Genomic DNA, 22,016 nt, shown 5'->3' on the forward strand with positions numbered 1-22,016 from the left:
TCCGGCTGTGATCATCGTGTCGCATGCCGGAGTCCGGCCGTGATCGTCGTGTCTCACGCCTGAGTCGGCTCTGGGCACCAGGTGTGCAGCAGCCGGAAGAACGCCTCCTCGTTGCCCGCGAGCCCGGCCGCCGCCAGCGCGCGCTCCGCCTCGGCGAGCGCGGCGGGCGGCACCATGGGTGGTCGGCGCCCGTCCGGCGGGCTGTCGAAGGCGGCCCGTACGGTGTGCAGGAGACGGAGGTAGGCCTGCACGGCGGCGCGTTCGTGGTCGGTCAGTACGGCGGTCGGCATCGGACGGCTCTCCCCGGGTCGGATTGTCGAAGCGGTACATGGCGGTACATGCAGTGGTGCATGGCGGTACGTGACTCCAGCTTGCCGTCTGCCACTGACAATCCCGTTTCGGTGCGCGGTGGTTCGCCCGCTTAGCGGAGGCGAAACCTCACGGAAATCCCTTGTGGGACAGGGGCCCTAGGCTGGACTGAAGAGCTGGGGCCGCCCCAGGGCGGCCTGTGAACAGGAGGTGGGCCCGTGGTCGACGTACCGCCTCGGCGTCCGCGGCGCACCCTGCGGCTGCGCTCGGTGGGCGACGGGGAACTGCGCCTGCACCACCGCGTCGTGCACGGCTACCGGCGCGCCTACCGGATGGCGGGCGAGGGCCCGGCGCTCGTCCTGATCCACGGCATCGGCGACTCCTCGGCGACCTGGGCGGAGCTGATCCCCGACCTCGCCCGCACCCACACGGTGATCGCGCCCGACCTCCTCGGCCACGGAGCCTCCGACAAACCGCGGGCCGACTACTCGGTGGCCGCGTACGCCAACGGGGTACGCGATCTGCTCGCCACGCTCGACATCGAGTCCGCCACCCTGGTCGGTCACTCGCTGGGCGGCGGAGTCGCGATGCAGTTCGCCTACCAGTTCCCCGAGCGCACCGAGCGGCTGATCCTGGTCAGCGCGGGCGGTGTCGGGGGCGAGGTCAACCCCGTACTGCGGGCCGTCTCGCTGCCCGGCGCGCACCTCATGCTCTCCACGCTGCGACTGCCCGGAATGCGCTTCCAAGTGGGCCTGTTCGCCCGCCTGATGAGACTTCTCGACACCGATCTGGGGCAGGACGCACCGGAGTTGCTGACCCTGGTGGACGCGCTGCCCGACGCGACCTCCCGCAGCGCCTTCATCCGCACCCTGCGCGCCGTGGTCGACTGGCGCGGCCAGGCGGTCACCATGCTCGACCGCTGCTATCTGACGGAGGGCATGCCCACGATGCTTCTCTGGGGCGACCGGGACAGCGTGGTGCCGGTGCGCCACGCCTACGGGGCGCACCAGGCGATGCCGGGCAGCCGCCTGGAGATCTTCGAGGGCGCGGGCCACTTCCCCTTCCACAGCGACCCGGCGCGCTTCCTGGCCCTGGTCGAGGAGTTCACGAGCACGACGCACCCGGCCGACTGGAGCCGCGAGCGCTGGCGGGAGCTGCTGCGCGCCGGCCGCCCCGGCAGCGCGGCAGGGCAGCCGGACACCGCCCAGAACCGCGCGGTGGAACGGGACCTGCGCGAGGCGAGCGAACGCAGCGCGACGTGACACCCACGCGTCGGTGAGCCGAGGCGCGGGCCCGGGGAGGCGAGCGGCGCGTGGTGAGGTCCGCTCGCTCCCGTGGTGCGGTATCAGCCCCTGGCGGGTGACTCCTCCGTGCGGACCATGGCCCGTTCCTGGTCCGTGAACGGCGGCTCGGCCAGCGGCGGGCGCCGTGGGCCGCGGAGCACCGCGAAGGCGACCTCGGGCTTGAAGAGGGCCGGGAGCGGCCCGGACAGCGTCATCACGGTGAGCAGTGTCCGAGTGACCAGCGGGCGTCCGGTCGCCGTCAGCATGAGCCGGTTCACATAACGGCCGAGCAGATTCTGCGCGCTCCCGGGCTGCTTGCCGATCGCGCCCGGGTAGCGGATGTCCGTGCCCGTGGCGAGCTCCCAGGCGACCGCCACCGGCCGGGACACCGCACGCTGTGCCCGCCGCGCGAGCCCCGGCGCCGTCAGCCCGTGCTCCGCCACGAGTCCGCGCAGCGACACGGCGCCCTGCGCGGCCACCGACATGCCGTGCCCGTAGACCGGGTTGTACGTGGCGACGGCGTCGCCGAGCGCGACGAACCCCTCGGGCCAGTCCTTCATCTTCTCGAAGAAGCGCCGCCGGTTGACCGTGCTGCGGCTGAGCACGACGTCCGTCAGCGGCTGGGCGTGCGCGATCAGCTCGCCCACGACCGGATGTCTGACGCCGCGCGCGAACGTCTCGAACTCCTCGGCGGAATCGGTCGGTTGACCGTCGCGCGTGCCGGAGAGCGTCACCAGCCAGCGGCCGCCCTCGATGGGCACGATCGTCGCTGACTGGCCCGGCACCGGCTGCGCCGCGTCGGGCTGCACGTTGACCACGGGGAAGTCCTCGGTGCCCGCCGGCGCGCGGAAGATCCGGCTGGCGTAGGCGAGTCCGGAGTCCACCTCGTCCATCGGCGCCTCGGGCACGCCCAGCGCGTCGAGCCAGGTGCTCGCCCGTGAGCCGCGCCCCGAGGCGTCCACCACCAGGTCGGCGTCCAGGACGAGCTCCTCGCCGTCGGACGTCCGCACCCGCACGCCCGTCACCCGGGAGGCTCCGCCCTCCAGGCCGAGGAGCTCGGTGCGCTGCAGAAAGGTGACGCGCTCCTTCGTGGCGAGCCGCGCGCGCAGGACCGAGTCGAGCAGATCCCGGCTGCACGCGATCATGAACTGCATTTCGGGGAAGCGTCGCAGCCAGCCCTGAGCCGAAAGGGAGACGAGGCCGGTCGGCAGCGGGATGCGCCGGGCGCCCGCGGCGAGCCAGGCGTCGGTGACCCCGGGCAGCAGGTCCTCCATCGCGCGGGCGCCGCCGGACCACAGCAGATGGGCGTGCCGGGCCTGCGGGAGGCCCTTGCGCGGCTCGGGCCCGTCGGGCAGCGCGTCGCGCTCGACGACGGTGACGTCGGCGTACTCGTGCAGGGCGGCCGCGGCCAGCAGACCGGCCAGCCCGCCGCCGACGACGACGGCCCGCCGGGCGGCCCCGCCCGGAGACAGACGGTGTGTGGTGTCGGCGGGTCTGCTCGGTGAAGCCGAGTCCCGGGAGGCGCTAGCTGGTTCGTTCATGGAAGTCGCTCTCTGACCTGGTCGGGGCCTGCCCTCGGGCGGCCGCGACGACGGGTGACTGACGCAGCGCGATGGACATCCGCACGAGGTCGCGCGGGCCATCGGTGTACGCGTACGCGGCGGCGGATCCATCCGCCGCCGGCGCGGCGGTGGCTGCCTCCGCCGAGCTGATGACCCTGCCTTCCGGATCGGCGGCCCTGGCCCGCACCGCCGCCGTCACCATCGCCGCGTCCGCCTCGGCCTGCGCCTGGGTGGGCGAGGAACCCGCCGCCACGGCCGTGTCGTAGGCCTGGGAGCGCACCTGGGAGTCGAAGTAGGGGTACAGGCTGAGCATGCCGTCGTGGATGTCGGACTCCCGCTGGGTGACCCGGAGTTCGGCGGGCGACCACCAGGAGATCCGCACCGCGCGGTCTTCGTGCGCGGAGACCGGCTTCAGCTCGCGCCACAGCGGACCGAGTCGGCGGTACGTCGACCAGGTGTTCCAGCTGTCCCCGATGCGCTGGCAGGCCAGCGGGACACAGAAGCCGACCGCGGTGATCTGTGCTCCGACGGAGGCCACCACGGGCGCCACATTGGTGCTCAGGCCGTCCAGGTTCCCGCCGTTCCAGCGGGCGATCACGGCGGTGAACTTGGCCGCCGCGTAAGGGATGTTGCACAGCGAGCCGAAGGCGATGATCAGCAGCCCGGCCCGCAGCCAGCCGTGCACCTGGACCGCCCAGCGCCAGCACATGATGTTCATCGCGACGCCCGCGACGGTGAGCGACACGAGGTAGAGCACGATCATCTCGCGGATGAAGGGCGTGTTGGCGTAGTACGTGTCGAGATCCCGCAGCCGCTCCTCGGGGGCGTCTCCGAGGGCGAAGAACACGATCAGCGCCACGCCCACCACGCTGTACCCGGTGATCCAGCGGCGGGTGAGCCGGCGGGTCACCTCGGGCGGCCCGCCGCGCCAGTTGATGATCAGCACAAGGCAGGACGCGCTGAAGGCGCTGAGCAGGCAATAGACCATTGGCGCCGAGATGTTGGGGACGCCGGTGAGCTCGTTGACCTCGGCGATGGTCGGCGGGGCCGCGAAGAGGAACACCAGGCCCGCGAGCGCCAGCAGCACGCCCACGGAACGCAGCAGCGGGTCGCGCCAGCCGCGGATCAGGGCGGGCCCCTTGAAGGCGATGGCGGCGCCCATGGCGACGGCAGGGATGTAGTAGCTCGATCCGTCCATGTCCTCGGGACCTTCAGCCCTGCGGCCCGCGATAGCCCAGGGACGCCTCGATACGGCCGGCCAGACCGTCCCGCTGCACCGGTCCGCGCAGCGATGAACCGGCAAGCCACGTACGGCACTTGCTGGCAAGCAGCAGACCGAAGCTCTCGGCCTCCTTCTCGTCGGCGAGGTCGAAGCGGGTGCGCGCGGCCACCTTCAGGACGGTCGCCTGCAGATCCGCGGTGTCGCTCAATAAGCGGGCCGCGACGGCCGCGCCCTCGACGTGGTGACTGCAGTGCCCGGCCTTCATGTGCCACAGCTCGTGGCCGAGGATCACCAACTGGTGGTCGGGGGCGGTGCGTTCCTCGATGACGACGAGGTCCTGCTCGGCCATGTCGAGCCACAGCCCGCTGGCGGTGCCGGGCGGGAACGCGGCCGTACGGAACTGGACGGGACGGCCGCGGCGCCTGCTCATCGCGTCGCACAGCGCCGCGTAGAGGTCGGCGGGTTCCGCCGGTGCCGGGAGCGAGAGCTCCGCGACCAACTCGCCGCACAGGCGGCGCATGTCCTTTCCGATGCCCACAGTTCTCCCCCGGCTCACGACTCGGGCCGCTTGACGCTCTCCAGGAGCATGTCCAGCCACTCGGCGACCTTGTCCCGGTGCTGGTCGGTGGGCAACTGTGCGGCCCGCCAGGCGATTCCGCGGACGCCGTGGTCGAGGAGCAGCCGCTCCAGCGGGTCGTCCGCGACCGAGGCCGCGGCGCGCTCGCGGTCGGCGAGTCGCTGAAGGAGCTCCTGTTCCGAGCGCTGCAGGGCACCCACGAGCGCCTCGGAGTCCTCGGCCGTCAGGAACCCGGCATGCACCCGGAAGAAGCGCTGAATGGCGTCGCAGTGCTCCATCGTGGGCCGCCGGTCGCCATTGATGAGGGCCCCCGCCTGCTGCCGCGACATCCCGGCGCCGTCGGCGATCTCCTGCTGGGTGTACCGGCGTCCGTTGGGCTTGAGCCGGGTGCGGCGCAGCAGATCCAGGCGTTGCAGGAAACGGGCCTGCAGATCGGGCTCCCCGGCGGGGCGGCCGCTGAGCATGGCCTTCACCACGGGTTCGGGGACGCCGGACTCGGCCGACAGGCGCCTGACGTCGAAGACCTCGGCGTGGTCCACACCGAGCCGGTCGGCGAGTGCGGTGACCCGGGCCACGACGGCCTGCAGCAGAACCGTCGCCGTGGCGCCCGGAACTTCGAAGCCATCCGTCACCGACAGATCTCCTACGTCTCTCTCAGGTCTCTCTCACGAAGGTCAGGAAACATCCGGACACGAAGGTCAGGAACCACCCGGAGACTAGCCCCTCGCTCGAACTCACATCCAGGTCTCGCCACAACTGTGGCGAGATTCAGCCGTCAACAGGCGCCAAATGCCACGATAGTTGACACGACTACTGCCTGGGCAGCAGGATCGGGGCGCCGCGTGAAGGCCGCAGAGGCAAGAGGGGTGACCTCCCGATGGCGTACCAGGCAGGAAGGCAGCGGTCCCAGCCGCGACCTGTCCCCGAGAGTCTCGAAGCTCAGGCGTATCTCCAGGACTACGCCGCCCTCTTGGAGGCCGTACCGTTCCCCTCCGTCGTCTTCGACCACCGTTGGGACGTCGTTCTGTCCAACGCCGCGTTCGAGACACTTTTCGACGGCGTCGGCCCCCATCCGACGGCTATGCCCGGCGACAACTTCCTCCGGTTCGTCCTGTTCCATCCGGATGCGAGCACCGTGCTCGGTGAGCACGAGTCGAGCTGGTGCCTGCCGATGCTGGCCCACTTCGCGGCCGCCGTGGAGCGGCACGGCCAGGACCGTGGACTCCAGTCGATCCGCCGGGACATCGCCCAGGACCCGATCATGGACGCCGCCTACCGGCACGGACTGCCGCACTGGATCCGCGCGGTCGGCCCGGACGCCGTGGAGCACGACGGCGCCGTACGCCCGCTGGTGCACCCCGACCCGCGCTGGGGCAGCACGCACTGCCGGATCGTCGGCGACACCCCCAAGACCCTTCAGGACATGGGCTATACGCGGATGACGCTGGTCCTTCGCGAGGCGCGGAACGCGGTGGCCGGACCGCGCAAGGCGCGCAAGACCCGCAACGGCGCGGCGGAGCTGCGGGCGGTCTGAGCCCGCCCGGCCCTGCCGTCCCACGAGGTTCAGTCGGCCGGCACCACGAGCACCAGCGGCACGCCGTCGCACGGAACCAGCCGCATCCCCTCGAAGCGCGCGCTCCGCGCCGCCGCCAGTACGGCACCGAAGTCCGGGCCCTTGGTGAGTGATCCGGCCAGATGCGCGGGATCGGCGGACGCGGCCACCCGCCCGCGCGCGTTCACCAAGTGGGCGGCGCCCGGCAGCCGTTGCAGCAGCGGGACGACCGCCGCCTCGAAATGCCGCAGATACACGTCGGCCGCGGCGACCCCCACGAACCGGCCCTCGGTCTGGACGGGCGCGGACAGCGTCAGGCTGTACTCGTCGGAGCAGAGGTAGTCGACGTAGGGCCCGGCGACCGCGCGCTGCCCCGTGTCGCGGGGGAGGGCGAACCAGTCCCAGTGCGTGTAGTCGGAGTACGCGGAGTGCCGCGGATCGAGGTCGAGCAACAGCGGTCGTACGTCCCCGTCGGAGCCCTGCTGCCACCACTCCAGCCACGCAGGTACGTCACCGAGCAGCCCGGGCGCCGCGACGAACCCCACGCCCGACACCAACTCCTGCCGGGCGAGCCGGAGATGGAGCCCGGGGCGCAGTGCGGCCAGATCCACGCTCGCGGGGCGACGGCCCTGCGCGGCGACCCGGGTGAGCAGGGTCGCCGTATCGGCCCGGGTCTCGGCGACCGCGTCGAACACGGCCTCCAGCGTGGAGCGGACCTGGGCGGCGACGGCCGCCTCCGGTGTCGCGTCAAGCGTCGCCGTGGCGCCGAGGGGGCCGGGGCTCCTGCTCATGGGTGCCCTCCAGCGGACGGGGACCGGACACGGTGCGCGGCATCGCGAGGCGGAGGGCGATGAGCCGCGCCGTCGAGTCCTGGACGCACCGCTCGGCCAGCGCTCTGGCCGAATCGTGGGCCCCATCTTGCACCGCCGAGATTACGGAGCGGTGACGGTCTGCGACTTCTTCACGATATTCGTCGTCCCCGAGCACGAGACACAGCAGCGCCCCCACCTCGGTCTGCAGCGCGACCTGTTCCCGGGTCAGCCGGGCGGACTGCGCCGCCGCGGCGAGCTCGACATGAAACCGGCCGTAGACCCGGCTGCGCGCCGCCGCGTCCTCGGCGGACGCCAACTCCTCAACGGTGCGTCGCAGCTGCTGAAGATCGTCCGGTTCCGTGCGCTGTGCCGCCAGCCGCGCGGCCACGCCCGACACCGCGGCCCAGTGGTCGCCCAGATCGCGTAGCTCCTCGGTGCTCCAGCCGGCCAGCCGGGCCTTGAGCCGCTCCTCGCCGGGGACCTCGGGGAGGGACACGAAGCTGCCGCCGCCGCGCCCTCTGCGGGTGGTCACCAGACCCTGCTGCCGCAGCGCCATCAGCGCTTCGCGCAGGGTCACCGTCGACACGCCGAGCTGTCCGGCCAGCTCCATCTCACCGGGCAGTTGCTCCCCGTCCGCGAGCAGTCCGAGCTCGATGGCATCGCCGAGCCTGCGGACGACCGTCTCCACTCGCGCCCGGTTGTCCAGCGGAGTGAAGATCGCCCTCCGGGCGCCGCCGTCCATCTGTTGCTTCACGGTTACCACCTTGTGCGATGACTCAACCTTTACCTTAAGGGGGTCTTGAGCTTTGAACTATGACTTCATATCTTTCCGGTCAACGTAAGAGTGCACCAGAAAGGTTCCCGTCCATGGAGGGAAGCGCGATCCGGCTGCAGGATCTGCGGAAGTCGTTCGGCGAGACGACCGCGGTGGCGGGGATCGACCTGGAGATATCCGACGGCGAGTTCTTCTCGATGCTCGGCCCGTCCGGCTCCGGAAAGACGACTGTCCTGCGCATGATCGCGGGGTTCGAGAGCCCCGCCGCCGGGCGGATCGAGCTGGCCGGTCAGGAGGTCACCGGGCTCGCCCCCTTCGAGAGGGATGTGCACACCGTCTTCCAGGACTACGCGCTCTTCCCGCACATGAGCGTGGAGCAGAACGTCGCCTACGGCCTCAAGGTCCGCAAGGTGCCCAAGGCCGAGCGGCTGGTGCGGGCGCGCAAGGCGCTCGCCGACGTACGCCTCGAAGGGTTCGGCAGGCGGCGCCCCGGCCAGCTCTCCGGAGGTCAGCGCCAGCGCGTCGCGCTGGCCCGCGCCCTCGTCGGCCGCCCCCGCGTGCTGCTGCTCGACGAACCGCTCGGCGCCCTCGACCTCAAGCTGCGCGAGCAGATGCAGGTCGAGCTCAAGGCGATCCAGCGCGAGGTCGGCATCACCTTCGTCTTCGTCACCCACGACCAGGAGGAGGCGCTGACGATGAGCGACCGCATCGCCGTCTTCAACCAGGGCCGCATCGAACAGGTGGGCACCCCGGCCGAGATCTACGAACGTCCCGCCACCCCCTTCGTCGCGGGCTTCGTCGGCACCTCCAACCTGCTCGAAGGCCAGTCCGCGCGGCAGGTCGTCGGCGCCCCGGGCACCTACAGCATCAGGCCCGAGAAGATCCGGGTCCTCAAGGAGTCCGCCGAGGCCGACGAGCCGGAGCACTCCACCGCCACCGGCACCGTCGCCGAGGTCGTCTATCTCGGGGACGCCACCCGTTTCCTCGTGGACCTCGACGCGGGAGGGCGTCTCACCGCGCTCCAGCAGAACCTGGAGACCTCCTCCGAGGACGTCGCCGCCTACCGCGGCACCCGAGTCCGGCTCCAGTGGCACCGCCGCCACACCTTCAAGGTCCCCGACCCCCGCTGACCCCCACGCTCAGTCCCCATCACGTATGGAGTACGTCGTGCGCCTCACCCGAACCTTCAAGGCCGCCGCCGCCGTCGCGGTGCTCGTCGCGGCCACCGCCTGTGGATCGTCCGACTCGGGCGGCTCCTCCTCGTCGACCGGGCTCAACCCGCCCGACCTGAAGGCGCAGTCCAAGCTCGGCAAGACCGAGGGCCAGGTCAACCTCATCGCCTGGGCCGGATATGTCGAGGACGGCTCCAACGACCCCAAGGTCGACTGGGTCAGCGACTTCGAGAAGCAGACCGGCTGTCAGGTCAACTCCAAGGTCGCGGCCAGCTCCGACGAGATGGTCAAGCTGATGAAGACCGGCCAGTACGACGCCGTCTCCGCCTCCGGCGACGCCTCCCTGCGTCTCATCGCCTCCGGCGACGCGGCCCCGGTCAACACCGGCCTCGTACCCAACTACAAGGACGTCTTCAGCGGCCTCAAGGACGGGGCCTGGAACTCCGTCGACGGCCAGATGTACGGCATCCCGCACGGCCGCGGCGCCAACCTGCTGATGTACAACACCCAGAAGGTCACGCCCGCCCCCACCTCCTGGTCCGCCGTCTTCGACGACGCGGGCAAGTACAAGGGTCACGTCACCGCGTACGACTCGCCGATCTACATCGCCGACGCGGCGCTGTATCTCAGGGCGACCAAGCCGGAGTTGAAGATCAAGGACCCCTACGCGCTGGACCAGAAGCAGTTCGACGCGGCCGTCGCGCTGCTGAAGAAGCAGAGCGCGAACGTGGGGGAGTACTGGAGCGACTACCTCAAGGAGATCTCCGCCTTCAAGAGCGGTGACTCCGTGGTCGGCACCACCTGGCAGGTCATCGCCAACCTCGCGCAGGACGAGGGCGCCAAGGTGAAGGCCTTCGTGCCCAAGGAGGGCTCCACGGGCTGGTCGGACACCTGGATGATCTCCGCCAAGGCCAAGCACCCCAACTGCGCCTACAAGTGGATGGACTGGATCATCTCGCCGAAGGTGAACGCCCAGGTCGCCGAGTACTTCGGTGAGGCCCCGGCGAACTCCAAGGCGTGCGACGAGACCAGCGACAAGTCCTTCTGCGACACCTTCCACGCCGCCGACGAGAGCTACTGGAAGAACATCGCCTTCTGGAACACGCCCATCGAGCAGTGCCTCGACGGCCGCACCGACGTCAAGTGCGTGCCGTACGCCAAGTGGGTCCAGGCCTGGACCGAGATCAAGGGCTGAGACTCCGATGACGACCACCGCGCAGACCGCCGGACGCTCCCCCGTCCGGCGGCTCGCCGGGACCCTGCACCGACACCCCCGGCTGCGGCTGTCCCTCCTGCTCACCGCGCCGCTGCTCTGGCTGGCCGTGCTCTACCTCGGCTCGCTGACCGTGCTGTTCGTCTCGGCGTTCTGGACGACCGACTCCTTCACCTCCGAGGTGGTGAAGGTCTGGTCGACCGACAACTTCCACGCCCTGTTCACCACGCCCGTCTTCCGCCAGGTGATCCTGCGCAGCATCGGCGTGGCGCTCGCGGTCACCGTCCTGTGCGCGGTGATCGCCTTCCCGGTCGCCTTCTACACGGCCCGTATCGCCAAGCCCAGGTGGCGCCCGCTGCTCGTGGTCGCCATCCTCACACCGCTGTGGGCGAGTTACCTCGTCAAGGTGTACGCCTGGCGGCTGATCCTCTCTCAGGGAGGGCTCGCCGACTGGATGCTGAAGCCCTTCGGGATGAGCGGACCCGGGTTCGGACTGTTCGCCGCGGTCATCGCGCTGACGTACCTCTGGCTGCCGTACATGATCCTGCCGATCCACACGGCCCTGGAACAGCTGCCCGCCAACCTGCTCGACGCGTCGGCGGACCTGGGCGGGCGCCCCGGACGCACCTTCCGCTCCGTGGTGCTGCCGATGGTCCTGCCGTCCGTGGCCGCCGGCTCGGTCTTCACCTTCTCGCTCAGCCTCGGCGACTACATCACCGTGCAGATCGTCGGCGGCAAGACCCAGCTCATCGGCAACCTCGTCTACTCCAACATCGAACTGAACCTGCCCATGGCCGCCGCGCTCGGCACGGTCCCCGTCGTCGTCATCGTGCTGTACCTGCTCGCGATGCGCCGCACGGGCGCCCTGAGCAGCCTCTGAGGAGCCCGCTGTGCAACTCTCCCGTTCCGCGCGCATCGCGCTGCGCGTCGCCGCCGGGCTCGGCTTCGCCGTCATCTACGTTCCGCTCGCGCTCGTCCTGGTCAACTCCTTCAACCCGGACCGCAGCGCGAGCTGGCCGCCGCCGGGACTCACCTTCCACTGGTGGTCGGTCGCCTGGGAGAACGAGGGCGCCCGCGCGGCCCTGTGGGTCTCGGTCAAGGCGGGGCTCGGCGCCACGGCCATAGCCCTGATACTGGGCACGCTGATCGCCTTCGCGGTCGCCCGGCACCGCTTCTTCGGCCGCGACGCCATCTCCTTCGTGGTCGTCCTGCCGATCGCGCTGCCCGGCATCGTCACGGGCATCGCCCTCAACTCGGCGTTCAGCACGGTCCTCGAGCCGCTCGGCGTCGGCCTCGGCCTGTTCACCGTGATCGTCGGCCACGCCACGTTCTGCATCGTCGTCGTCTTCAACAACGTCGTCGCGCGGCTGCGCCGTACGTCCGGCTCGTACGAGGAAGCGGCGATGGACCTGGGCGCGGACACCTTCCGGGCCTTCGTCGACATCACCTTCCCGCTGGTGCGCTCCGCGCTGCTGGCGGGCGGACTGCTCGCCTTCGCGCTCTCCTTCGACGAGATCGTGGTGACGACGTTCACGGCCGGGCCCGGTGTCGAGACCCTGCCGATCTGGATCTTCAACAACATGACACGGCCCCAGCAGGCACCGGTCGTGAACGTCGTGGCGGCGGTGCTCGTCCTGCTCTCGGTGGTTCCGATCTACGTGGCGCAGCGACTGTCCGCCGACACGGCGACCGAGAGCAGGATCTAGCGCCGGGCCCCGCCAACCGGGAACTCAGACGTCCGCCGGGCCCCGCTAACCGGCGAACTCCCGCATCCAGGCCTCGACCTCGTCGGACGAGCGGGGCAGCCCGGCCGACAGGTTCTCGTGGCCGTCCGCCGTGACGAGGAGGTCGTCCTCGATCCGGACGCCGATGCCGCGCCATTCCTCGGGCACCGTCAGATCGTCCGCCTGGAAGTAGAGGCCCGGTTCGACGGTGAGGACCATGCCCGGCTTCAGCACCCCGTCGACATACTCCTCGTTGCGGGCCCTGGCGCAGTCGTGGACGTCGAGCCCGAGCATGTGCCCGGTGCCCGCCATGGTGAAGCGGCGCTGCAGACCCAGTTCGTACGCCCGCTCGGCCGGGCCCTCGATGAAGCCCCACTCCACGAGCCGTTCGGTCATCGAGCGCTGGGCGGCCTCGTGGAAGTCGCGGTAGCGGGCGCCGGGCCGCACCGCGGCCATGCCGGCCTCCTGGGCCTCGTACACCGCGTCGTAGATCTCGCGCTGGAGCGGCGTGAACATGCCGCTGATCGGGAGCGTGCGGGTGACGTCGGCGGTGTAGAGGGTGCGGGTCTCGACGCCCGCGTCCAGCAGGAGCAGTTCGCCCGGGCGGACCGGGCCGTCGTTCTGCATCCAGTGCATGATCGTGGCGTGCTCGCCGGCCGCGCAGATGGAGCCGTAGCCGACGTCGTTGCCCTCGACGCGGGCGCGGCGGAAGAAGGTGCCCTCGATCCAGCGCTCCGAGGTGGCGACCGCCTGCGACAACTCCCGTACGACATCGATGAATCCGCGGACCGTGGCGTCCACCGCCCGGCGCATCTCGCCGATCTCCCAGGCGTCCTTCACCAGCCGCAGCCCCGAGACGGCCTCCTCGAACCCGGCGTCCCGCTCCTCGTCCGTGGCCAGCGCCGCTTCGATGACGGGGTCGTGGCCGCGTACGACTCGGGTCGGTACGCCGGTGTCCTTGAGGTCCTCGGCGATCGTACGGATGTCACGGCAGGGCAGTCCGAGCACCCGCTCCGACTCGGCGAGGGAGCGGCGTCGGCCCATCCACAGCTCGGCCGTCATGCCGGTCCAGAACTCGTCGCTGTCCCGGCTGTCGCGGGGGAGCTGATAGCAGTGCGCGTCGTGGCCGCTGTCCGCGCGGGGCTCCAGCACCAGGGCGCCGTCCCTGGCTTGATCGCCCGTCAGATGGACATAGCCGGAGTACGGGCGGAACGGGTAGTGGGTGTCGTTCGAGCGGGTCTTGAGGCTCCCGGAGGGGATGACGAGCCGCTCGCCCGGGAAGAGAGCGGAGAGCGCCGCGCGGCGCCGGGCCGCGTAGGGCGCCTGCTCGGTCGCTTGCAGATCTCGCTGCTCGGTGTCGGCCCAGCCCGTGCGCATCAGGGCGGACAACTCGCCGGAGATTCCTCGGTACAGCCCGTTCTTTCGGCCCTTGGCCACGTCAGGCACCCCTTATATGCGTCTGTGTGTGTCGTCCGAAGTCGTCCGACCATGTCGTCCGCGTGTGTCGTCGACCTGTTCCAGGCTAGAGAAGCATGTGACATAGTACTGATGTGAGCAAGGCATTTACCTGCGATGTCGTGGTCGTCGGGGCCGGAATGGTGGGCGCGGCCTGCGCCCTGTACGCGGCTCGGGCGGGCCTCGACGTCGCCCTGGTGGACCGCGGTCCGGTGGCCGGCGGAACGACCGGCGCGGGCGAGGGGAACCTGCTCGTCTCCGACAAGGAGCCCGGGCCCGAGCTCGACCTCGCCCTGCTCTCGGGGCGCCTGTGGGCCGACCTCGCGGGGGAGGCGGGGCTCGGACCGGCGATCGAGTACGAGGCCAAGGGCGGCGTCGTCGTGGCCGCCACGCCCGAGGGGCTGACCGCACTGGAGACCTTCGCGGCGGGGCAACGCGCGGCCGGAGTCTTGGCCGTGCCGGTCACGGCGGACCAACTCCACGACCTGGAACCGCAGTTGGCGCCCGGGCTCGCGGGCGCCGTGCACTATCCGCAGGACGCCCAGGTGATGCCCGCCCTGGCCGCCGCACATCTGGTGCGGGCGTCGGGGGCGCGGCTGCTGACCGGGCGGACCGTGACCGAGGTGCTGCGCACGCCGGACGGAACGGTCCTCGGCGTGCGGACCGACCGGGGCGACATCCATGCCCCGGCCGTCGTGAACGCGGCCGGTACGTGGGGCTCGGCGGTGGCCGCGCTGGCCGGAGTCTCCCTGCCCGTCCTGCCCCGCCGCGGATTCGTCCTCGTGACCGAGCCACTGCCGCGCCTGGTGCGCCACAAGGTGTACGCCGCGGATTACGTCGCCGACGTGGCCAGTGACTCGGCAGCGCTCCAGACGTCGCCCGTCGTCGAGGGCACGGCCGCGGGGCCGATCCTGATCGGGGCGAGCCGGGAGCGGGTCGGCTTCGACCGGTCGTTCTCGCTGCCGGTCCTGCGGGCGCTGGCCGCGGGTGCGACGCGACTCTTCCCGTTCCTGTCGGAGGTGCGTGCCCTGCGTACGTACCTGGGCTTCCGGCCGTACATGCCCGACCACCTGCCCGCGATCGGCCCCGATCCCCGGGTGCCCGGGCTCTTTCACGCCTGCGGGCACGAGGGCGCGGGCATCGGGCTCGCCACCGGTACTGGCCATTTGCTCGCGCAGCTCCTGAGCGACAAGACCCCCGACCTCGACCTCGCGCCGTTCCGGCCCGACCGCTTCCCGCAGGAGGCCGCGTGAATCCCCTGGAACTGGTCCGGGCCCAGCCGGGACCCGGGTTCACCGTCACCCTCGACGGCCGCGACATCGAGGCACTGCCCGGCCAGACCGTCGCCGCCGCGCTGTGGACCGCGGGCGTCACCTCCTGGCGCAGCACCCGTGGCGCGGGCCGTCCGCGCGGCGTCTTCTGCGGCATCGGCGTCTGCTTCGACTGCCTCGTGACCGTCAACGACCGCCCCAACCAACGGGCTTGCCTGGTGCCGGTGCGGCCGGGCGACACGATCCGGACGCAGGAAGGCACGGGCCACGATGACTGACCGACCGCACCTCGCGGTGATCGGCGCGGGCCCGGCGGGGCTCGCCGCGTCCCTGGCGGCGGCCGCACGGGGCATCCGCGTCACACTGATCGACTCGGGCTCGGCGGCGGGCGGGCAGTTCTACCGCGGGCCCGCGCCCGGGCTCGGCGCGCGCCGGCCGCAGGCGCTCCATCACCAGTGGCACACCTGGGACCGGCTGGCGAGGGGACTCGCCGGGCATGTGAGAGCGGGCAGGATCGAGCACCTGACGGATCATCATGTGTGGTGCGTGGAACGGCAGTCCGGGCGCTTTGCCGTACACGCGCTGCTCGGTCCGGAGCAGGAGCGCCCGGCCACCGTCCACGCCGAGGCCGTGCTCCTTGCCACCGGTGGGTACGAGAAGGTGCTGCCGTTCCCCGGCTGGACCCTCCCCGGTGTCGTGACCGCCGGTGGAGCCCAGGCCATGCTCAAGGGGAGCCTCGTCGTGCCGGGGCGGACCGCCGTCGTGGCCGGGACCGGGCCGTTGCTGCTGCCTGTGGCGACCGGGCTCGCCGCGGCCGGGGTCGACGTCGCCGCGCTCGTCGAGTCGGCCGATCCGAACGCGTTCTGGCGGGCGACGCGCGATCCGAACCCGCTCCCGCCAAGGACACGCGATCCGAAGGCGTTCCTGCGAAGGACACGGGCGTTGGCCGCTCAGCCCGGCAAGGTCGCCGAGGGTGCCCAGTACGCGGCTCAACTCGTCCGGCACCGCGTCAAAGTGATGGCACGTCACACCCTCGTCGAGGCGCACGGCGAGGCGCGGCTCGAAGCCGTGACCATCGCCGCGCTCGACAGCGACGGGCGGGCAAGGCCCGGCACCGAGCGGCGCATCGCCTGCGACACACTCGCCGTCGGGCACGGCATGCTGCCGCACACCGACCTCGCCGAGTCGCTCGGCTGCCGCATCGACGGGCTGAACGTGCACGTCGACGAGGAGCAGCGGACCGATGTGCCCGGCGTCTGGGCCGCGGGCGAGACCACCGGCATCGGCGGCTCGGCGCTGTCGCTCGCCGAGGGGCACATCGCGGGCCGCTCCGTCGCCGCCCGGCTCGCCGGCGCGGAACCCGACCCGCGCGAGTGGGCCGCGGTCGCCAAGTCCCGTACGAGAATGCGGGAGTTCTTCGCCGCCCTCGACACCGTGTACGCGCCCCCCGCGCACTGGACCGAGCAGGTCACCGACGACACCGTCGTGTGCCGGTGCGAGGAGGTGACCGGCGGTGAGATCCGCCGGGCCGTCGGCGAACTCGGCGCGGGTGACGTACGGACCGTGAAGCTCCTCACCCGCGCCGGGATGGGCTGGTGCCAGGGCCGGATGTGCGAGCCCGCGGTCGCGGGGCTCGCCGGGTGCGCGCAGACGTCGGCACGGCGGCTGCTGGCCCGCCCGGTGCCGCTCGGGGTGCTCGCCGCAGCCGGAGAAGACCCCGATGAGCCCCGAGGTCCCGACGATCCGGAAGGCGACTGAACCATGGGGTGCGGCCCTCGCCGATCCCCTCTACCCACAGTAAAATGTCACACCCTATTGAGAGGGATCCCACATGGCCACTACCCCTGACAACCGCCCCTGGCGCGGCGTCCTCGTCGCCACCGCGCTCCCGCTGAACGACGACCTCTCCGTCGACTACGACAAGTTCGCCGACCACTGCGCCTGGCTGGTCGAGAACGGCTGCGACGGCGTCGTACCGAACGGCTCGCTCGGCGAGTACCAGGTCCTCACCCCGGAGGAGCGCGCGAAGGTCGTCGAGACGGCCGTCGCCGCGATCGGCGGGGCGCGCGTGATGCCCGGTGTCGCCGCCTACGGATCGGCCGAGGCCCGCCGCTGGGCCGAGCAGGCACGCGACGCGGGCTGCGCGTCCGTGATGCTGCTGCCGCCGAACGCCTACCGCGCCGACGAGCGTTCCGTCCTCGCCCACTACGAGGAGGTCGCCAAGGCGGGCGTCCCGATCGTCGCGTACAACAACCCGATCGACACCAAGGTCGACCTGGTCCCGGAGCTGCTCGCGAAGCTGCACGGTGAGGGGTACGTCCACGCGGTCAAGGAGTTCTCCGGCGATGTGCGCCGCGCCTACCGGCTCGCCGAACTCGCCCCGGCACTCGACCTGTTGATCGGCGCCGACGACGTCCTGCTGGAGCTCGCCGTCGCGGGCGCCAAGGGCTGGGTGGCCGGCTACCCGAACGCGCTGCCCGGCGCGAGCGTCGAGCTGTACCGCGCCGCCGTCGCCGGCGACCTCGACACGGCGGGCAAGCTCTACCGTCAGCTGCACCCGCTGCTGCGCTGGGACTCGAAGGTCGAGTTCGTGCAGGCCATCAAGCTGTCCATGGACATCGTCGGTCGGCACGGCGGTCCGGTCCGGCCGCCGCGCGTTCCGCTGCTGCCGGAGCAGGAGGCTGCCGTCCGCGAGGCCACGGAGCGGGCTGTCGCCGCCGGACTCGCCTGAGCCCGTCTCACCCGTCTCGATCAGTCAGGAGCGTCATGCGCAGCAAACTCGTCCTGCACGCCGTCGACTCGCACACCGAGGGCATGCCCACCCGGGTGATCACCGGAGGCATCGGCACGATCCCGGGCGCGACCATGAACGAGCGGCGGTTGTACTTCCGTGAGCACCGCGACGACATCAAGCAGCTCCTGATGAACGAGCCGCGCGGCCACTCGGCGATGAGCGGCGCCATCCTGCAGCCGCCCACCCGCCCGGACTGCGACTACGGCGTCGTCTACATCGAGGTCTCCGGCTATCTCCCGATGTGCGGCCACGGCACCATCGGTGTCGCGACGGTGCTCGTGGAGACCGGCATGGTCGAGGTCGTCGAGCCGGTCACCACCATCCGGCTCGACACCCCGGCGGGCCTCGTCGTCGCCGAGGTCGCGGTCGAGGACGGCGCCGCCAAGGCGGTGACCTTGAAGAACGTGCCTTCGTTCGCCGTCGGCCTCGACCGCAAGGCCACCCTCGCCGACGGGCGGACGGTGACGTACGACCTCGCGTACGGCGGCAACTTCTACGCGATCCTGCCGCTGGAGCAGTTCGGGCTGCCCTTCGACCGTGCCCGCAAGGACGACATCCTCAAGGCCGGTCTGTCGCTCATGGACGCCATCAACGCCGAGGACGAGCCCGTCCACCCCGAGGACCCGTCGATCCGCGGCTGCCACCACGTCCACCTGTACGCGCCCGGCGCCACCGCCCGCCATTCGCGGCACGCGATGGCGATCCACCCCGGCTGGTTCGACCGCTCACCCTGCGGTACGGGCACCAGCGCGCGCATGGCCCAGCTGCACGCCCGCGGCGAACTCCCGCTGCACACCGAGTTCGTGAACGAGTCCTTCATCGGTACCCGGTTCACCGGACGGCTCCTCGGCACCACCGAGGTCGCCGGAATCCCGGCCGTGCTGCCCAGCTTCACCGGCCGTGCCTGGGTGACGGGCACCGCCCAGTATCTGCTGGACCCCTCCGACCCGTTCCCGGCCGGATTCGTCCTCTAGAACCTTGAGGAGATACTGGTAGCGCGTGACATTGCATATGCCCGTACGAGGAGACACCCCATGGCCGCCCAGCGCAGCAGCGCACCCTCCGCCGCTCCCGCTCTGCCCACGCTCGGGGGCAAGAAGAGCAGCTACCGCGAGCGCGTCGCGGACGCGTTGCGGGCCGCGCTGATCGCCGGTGAACTGCGCCCCGGCGAGGTCTACTCCGCGCCCACCCTCGCCGCCCGCTTCGGCGTCTCCGCGACGCCGGTGCGCGAGGCCATGCTCGACCTCGCCAAGGAGGGTCTGGTGGACACGGTGCCCAACAAGGGCTTCCGGGTCACCGCGGTCTCCGAGAAGCAGCTCGACGAGTACACCCACATCCGTTCGCTCATCGAGGTCCCCACCGTGGTGGGGCTGGCCACCACCGCGGACCTGGTCTCGCTGGAGGCGCTGCGCCCGGCCGCCCGGGAGATCGTGACCGCGGCGGCGGCCGGTGACCTCATCGCGTACGTCGAGGCGGACATCCGCTTCCACCTCGGCCTGCTCGCCCTCGCGGGCAACGCCCATCTGGTCGAGGTCGTCGGAGACCTGCGGAAGCGCTCGCGCCTCTACGGTCTCAACGCCCTGGTCGAGGCGGGCCGCCTGGAGGCCTCCGCGGAAGAGCACCTGGAACTCCTCGACGCGCTCATGGCCCGCGACGCGGCGGCCGTCCGGGAAGTGATGACCCGGCACCTGGGTCATGTCCGCGGCCTGTGGGCGGCCCGGTAGCCGTCTCTCCATTACGCAAACCGCTTGCATTTCTTGCGCTATTCTTGCGCACATGACGCGACGACTTGCTCAGGTGGCGAAGAAGGTCGGGGTCAGCGAGGCCACGGTCAGCCGGGTGCTGAACGGCAAGCCCGGAGTCTCCGCCTCCACCCGGCAGGCGGTGCTCTCCGCCCTCGACGTCCTCGGCTACGAGAGGCCCACGCAGCTGCGCGGTGAACGCGCGCGGCTCGTGGGGCTCGTACTGCCCGAGCTGCAGAACCCGATCTTCCCGGCGTTCGCCGAAGTCATCGGCGGGGCGCTCGCACAGCTCGGCCTCACCCCGGTGCTGTGCACGCAGACCAAGGGCGGCGTCTCCGAGGCGGACTATGTGGAGCTGCTGCTCCAGCAGCAGGTCTCCGGCGTGGTGTTCGCGGGCGGTCTGTACGCGCAGGCCGACGCGCCGCACGACCACTACCGGCAGCTCGCGGACCGCAACATCCCGGTGGTGCTGGTCAACGCGGCCATCGAGCACCTCGGCTTCCCGTGCGTCTCGTGCGACGACGCCGTGGCCGTCGAGCAGGCCTGGCGCCATCTGGCCTCGCTCGGCCACGAGCGCATCGGACTCGTCCTCGGGCCCGCCGATCACATGCCTTCGCAGCGCAAGCTCAGCGCGGCGCGCGCGCTCGCCCCCGACCTGCCCGACGAGCATGTCGCACGGGCGATGTTCTCGCTGGAGGGTGGCCAGGCCGCCGCGACCCGGCTGCTCGACCGGGGTGTCACCGGCATCATCTGTGCCAGTGACCCGCTCGCGCTCGGTGCCGTACGAGCCGCCCGGCGCAAGGGACTTGCCGTCCCGGGCGAGGTCTCCGTCGTCGGCTACGACGACTCGGCGTTCATGAACTGCACCGAACCCCCGCTGACCACGGTCCGCCAGCCCATCGAGGCCATGGGGCGCGCGGCCGTCGAGCTGCTGAACGCTCAGATCGGCGGGAGCAGCGTCACCCCCGAGGAGCTGCTCTTCGAACCGGAGTTGGTGGTCCGCGGGTCGACCGCGCAAGCACCTCGCCACTAGAGCCACCTCAGATCCACGTGGCTGTCAAATAATTACAGACTCTGCGCGACATCTTGCGGACCCCTGTCGCCGGTGCTTGAGTGTGCGGCGCCAGACACGGACGCCGCACCGCCCGGTGCGCCGCCGTGGGCCTTCCCTGCGCCTGCCCAAGAGGGGTCCACCGATGAGAAGTCCCGGGTTCCGCCGCACCAGCACCACGCTCATGGCCTCCGCCCTCGCGCTGACCGCGATCACGGCCTGCGGCTCCAGCGACGACGGCTCCGCGGGTGGCAAGACCCGCATCACGGTCAACTGCATGCCGCCCAAGAGCGCCAAGGTCGACCGTTCGTTCTTCGAGGCCGACATCAAGGCGTTCGAGAAGGCCAACCCGACCATTGACGTCGTCGCGCACGACGCGTTCCCGTGCCAGGACCCCAAGACGTTCGACGCCAAGCTCGCGGGCGGGCAGATGGAGGACGTCTTCTACACGTACTTCACCGACGCCAAGCACGTGGTCGACATCAACCAGGCCGCCGACATCACCAGTTACGTCAAGGACCTCAAGAGCTACAGCACCATCCAGCAGCAACTGCGCGACATCTACACCGTCGACGGCAAGATCTACGGAGTCCCGCGCACCGGTTACTCGATGGGCCTGATCTACAACAAGAAGCTCTTCGAGAAGGCCGGCCTCGACCCGAACAAGCCCCCGGCGACCTGGGAGGAGCTGCGCGCGGACGCCAAGAAGATCGCCGCGCTCGGCGGCGGCACCGTCGGCTACGCGGACTACAGCGCGCAGAACCAGGGCGGCTGGCACTTCACCGCCGAGATGTACTCGCAGGGCGGCGACGTGGTCAGCGCCGACGGCAAGACGGCCACCGTCGACACCCCCGAGGGCAAGGCCGTCCTGCAGAACCTCAAGGACATGCGCTGGACCGACAACTCCATGGGCAGCAAGCAGCTCCTGGTCATCAACGACGTCCAGCAGATGATGGGCTCGGGCAAGCTCGGCATGTATCTCTCCGCGCCGGACAACATCCCGATCCTCGTCAAGGAGAAGGGCGGCAACTACAAGGACCTCGCCCTCGCGCCCATGCCCGGCGGCAAGGGCACGCTGATCGGCGGCGACGGCTACATGTTCAACAAGAAGGACAGCCCGGAGCAGATCAAGGCCGGCCTCAAGTGGCTCGACAGCATGTTCCTGACGCCGGGCGACGGCTTCCTCGGCGACTACGCCCGCGCCAAGCAGAACGACGCGCCCGTCGGCCTGCCCGAGCCCCGCCTGTTCACCGGCGCCGCCGACGCCAAGGACCAGGAGGTCAAGAAGGCCAACGCCAACGTCCCCGTGGAGAACTACCAGGCCTTCCTGGACGGCAATCACAGCCTGCAGATGAAGATCGAGCCGTCGCAGGCGCAGCAGATCTACTCGGTCCTCGACGGCGCCGTCTCCGCGGTGCTCACCAAGAAGGACGCCGACATCGACAAGCTCCTGAAGGACGCGTCCGGCAAGATCGACTCCATCCTGGCCCGAGGCTGACACC

22 protein-coding genes are annotated in these 22,016 nt (G+C 70.8%); 14 read left to right on the forward strand and 8 right to left on the reverse strand.

Going from position 1 to position 22,016, the window contains the following annotated elements; all coding sequences use genetic code 11:
* Window positions 1–53: 53 nt before the first annotated feature.
* Window positions 54–290, reverse strand: a complete 237-nt coding sequence (locus tag AB5J53_RS40205) for a hypothetical protein (RefSeq protein WP_369250525.1) — start codon at window positions 288–290, stop codon at window positions 54–56.
* A gap of 237 nt (window positions 291–527) precedes the next feature.
* Between AB5J53_RS40205 and AB5J53_RS40210 the strand changes: the two genes are divergently transcribed.
* Window positions 528–1,571: an alpha/beta fold hydrolase gene (locus AB5J53_RS40210; protein WP_369250526.1), complete on the forward strand. Its 1,044-nt coding sequence runs from the start codon at window positions 528–530 to the stop codon at window positions 1,569–1,571.
* An 83-nt stretch (window positions 1,572–1,654) separates the two neighbouring features.
* On the opposite strand, the gene AB5J53_RS40215 is transcribed toward AB5J53_RS40210, so the two are convergent.
* From AB5J53_RS40215 to AB5J53_RS40230, 4 genes are read right to left on the reverse strand one after another with little or no spacing between them, the layout of a single operon-like run.
* The gene (locus AB5J53_RS40215) at window positions 1,655–3,133 is read right to left on the reverse strand and encodes an FAD-dependent oxidoreductase (RefSeq protein ID WP_369250527.1); all 1,479 of its coding nucleotides are present in this window, start codon (window positions 3,131–3,133) and stop codon (window positions 1,655–1,657) included.
* Window positions 3,117–4,352: an MAB_1171c family putative transporter gene (locus AB5J53_RS40220; protein ID WP_369250528.1), complete on the reverse strand. Its 1,236-nt coding sequence runs from the start codon at window positions 4,350–4,352 to the stop codon at window positions 3,117–3,119. The genes AB5J53_RS40215 and AB5J53_RS40220 overlap by 17 nt, the downstream gene beginning before the upstream one ends.
* 13 nt (window positions 4,353–4,365) lie before the next feature.
* Window positions 4,366–4,896, reverse strand: coding sequence for a toxin-antitoxin system, toxin component (locus AB5J53_RS40225; RefSeq protein ID WP_369252771.1), 531 nt, complete (start codon window positions 4,894–4,896; stop codon window positions 4,366–4,368).
* Between the two features lie 32 nt (window positions 4,897–4,928).
* Window positions 4,929–5,585: a helix-turn-helix domain-containing protein gene (locus tag AB5J53_RS40230; protein ID WP_369250529.1), complete on the reverse strand. Its 657-nt coding sequence runs from the start codon at window positions 5,583–5,585 to the stop codon at window positions 4,929–4,931.
* 245 nt (window positions 5,586–5,830) lie between these two features.
* Between AB5J53_RS40230 and AB5J53_RS40235 the strand changes: the two genes are divergently transcribed.
* Window positions 5,831–6,487, forward strand: coding sequence for a hypothetical protein (locus AB5J53_RS40235; protein WP_369250530.1), 657 nt, complete (start codon window positions 5,831–5,833; stop codon window positions 6,485–6,487).
* A 29-nt stretch (window positions 6,488–6,516) separates the two neighbouring features.
* Here AB5J53_RS40235 and AB5J53_RS40240 read toward each other — a convergent pair whose 3' ends face one another.
* Both AB5J53_RS40240 and AB5J53_RS40245 read right to left on the reverse strand, forming a co-directional pair.
* Window positions 6,517–7,296: a cache domain-containing protein gene (locus tag AB5J53_RS40240; RefSeq protein WP_369250531.1), complete on the reverse strand. Its 780-nt coding sequence runs from the start codon at window positions 7,294–7,296 to the stop codon at window positions 6,517–6,519.
* The gene (locus AB5J53_RS40245; protein WP_369252773.1) at window positions 7,253–8,059 is read right to left on the reverse strand and encodes a FadR/GntR family transcriptional regulator; all 807 of its coding nucleotides are present in this window, start codon (window positions 8,057–8,059) and stop codon (window positions 7,253–7,255) included. The genes AB5J53_RS40240 and AB5J53_RS40245 overlap by 44 nt, the downstream gene beginning before the upstream one ends.
* Before the next feature lie 125 nt (window positions 8,060–8,184).
* Here AB5J53_RS40245 and AB5J53_RS40250 point away from each other — a divergent pair, with 125 nt between their 5' ends.
* The 4 genes from AB5J53_RS40250 to AB5J53_RS40265 are packed head-to-tail and all read left to right on the forward strand — an operon-like array spanning window position 8,185 to window position 12,183.
* Window positions 8,185–9,222, forward strand: coding sequence for an ABC transporter ATP-binding protein (locus AB5J53_RS40250; protein WP_369250532.1), 1,038 nt, complete (start codon window positions 8,185–8,187; stop codon window positions 9,220–9,222).
* A 25-nt stretch (window positions 9,223–9,247) separates the two neighbouring features.
* Window positions 9,248–10,459, forward strand: a complete 1,212-nt coding sequence (locus AB5J53_RS40255) for an ABC transporter substrate-binding protein (RefSeq protein ID WP_369250533.1) — start codon at window positions 9,248–9,250, stop codon at window positions 10,457–10,459.
* Between the two features lie 7 nt (window positions 10,460–10,466).
* Window positions 10,467–11,357, forward strand: coding sequence for an ABC transporter permease (locus AB5J53_RS40260; RefSeq protein WP_369250534.1), 891 nt, complete (start codon window positions 10,467–10,469; stop codon window positions 11,355–11,357).
* Window positions 11,358–11,367: 10 nt separating this feature from the next.
* Window positions 11,368–12,183 (forward strand): ABC transporter permease, encoded by an 816-nt coding sequence (locus AB5J53_RS40265; RefSeq protein ID WP_369250535.1) that lies wholly within the window; start codon window positions 11,368–11,370, stop codon window positions 12,181–12,183.
* 45 nt (window positions 12,184–12,228) lie between these two features.
* Here AB5J53_RS40265 and AB5J53_RS40270 read toward each other — a convergent pair whose 3' ends face one another.
* Window positions 12,229–13,638, reverse strand: coding sequence for an aminopeptidase P family protein (locus AB5J53_RS40270; RefSeq protein WP_369250536.1), 1,410 nt, complete (start codon window positions 13,636–13,638; stop codon window positions 12,229–12,231).
* A gap of 113 nt (window positions 13,639–13,751) precedes the next feature.
* Here AB5J53_RS40270 and AB5J53_RS40275 point away from each other — a divergent pair, with 113 nt between their 5' ends.
* The 8 genes from AB5J53_RS40275 to AB5J53_RS40310 all read left to right on the forward strand — a co-directional run bounded on the left by AB5J53_RS40275 (window position 13,752) and on the right by AB5J53_RS40310 (window position 22,012).
* Window positions 13,752–14,909, forward strand: coding sequence for an NAD(P)/FAD-dependent oxidoreductase (locus AB5J53_RS40275; RefSeq protein ID WP_369250537.1), 1,158 nt, complete (start codon window positions 13,752–13,754; stop codon window positions 14,907–14,909).
* Window positions 14,906–15,205 carry a (2Fe-2S)-binding protein gene (locus tag AB5J53_RS40280; RefSeq protein ID WP_369250538.1) on the forward strand — a complete coding sequence of 100 codons (300 nt, stop codon included), beginning with the start codon at window positions 14,906–14,908 and terminating at the stop codon, window positions 15,203–15,205. Before AB5J53_RS40275 ends, AB5J53_RS40280 begins: the two co-directional genes overlap by 4 nt.
* Complete coding sequence (locus tag AB5J53_RS40285; protein WP_369250539.1) at window positions 15,198–16,685, forward strand: FAD-dependent oxidoreductase; 1,488 nt, start codon at window positions 15,198–15,200, stop codon at window positions 16,683–16,685. The genes AB5J53_RS40280 and AB5J53_RS40285 overlap by 8 nt, the downstream gene beginning before the upstream one ends.
* A gap of 73 nt (window positions 16,686–16,758) precedes the next feature.
* Window positions 16,759–17,658 carry a dihydrodipicolinate synthase family protein gene (locus AB5J53_RS40290; protein ID WP_369250540.1) on the forward strand — a complete coding sequence of 300 codons (900 nt, stop codon included), beginning with the start codon at window positions 16,759–16,761 and terminating at the stop codon, window positions 17,656–17,658.
* Window positions 17,659–17,693: 35 nt separating this feature from the next.
* Window positions 17,694–18,695, forward strand: a complete 1,002-nt coding sequence (locus tag AB5J53_RS40295; RefSeq protein ID WP_369250541.1) for a proline racemase family protein — start codon at window positions 17,694–17,696, stop codon at window positions 18,693–18,695.
* A 60-nt stretch (window positions 18,696–18,755) separates the two neighbouring features.
* On the forward strand, window positions 18,756–19,445 hold the full coding sequence (locus tag AB5J53_RS40300) for a GntR family transcriptional regulator (RefSeq protein ID WP_369250542.1): 690 nt from the start codon (window positions 18,756–18,758) through the stop codon (window positions 19,443–19,445).
* Between the two features lie 52 nt (window positions 19,446–19,497).
* Window positions 19,498–20,496, forward strand: coding sequence for a LacI family DNA-binding transcriptional regulator (locus tag AB5J53_RS40305; protein WP_369250543.1), 999 nt, complete (start codon window positions 19,498–19,500; stop codon window positions 20,494–20,496).
* A 163-nt stretch (window positions 20,497–20,659) separates the two neighbouring features.
* Entirely contained in the window at window positions 20,660–22,012 is a 1,353-nt protein-coding gene (locus AB5J53_RS40310) for an ABC transporter substrate-binding protein (protein WP_369250544.1), read from the forward strand.
* The last annotated feature ends 4 nt before the right edge of the window (window positions 22,013–22,016 follow it).

Origin of the sequence: Streptomyces sp. R41, assembly GCF_041053055.1 — a bacterium.
Taxonomy (GTDB): domain Bacteria; phylum Actinomycetota; class Actinomycetes; order Streptomycetales; family Streptomycetaceae; genus Streptomyces.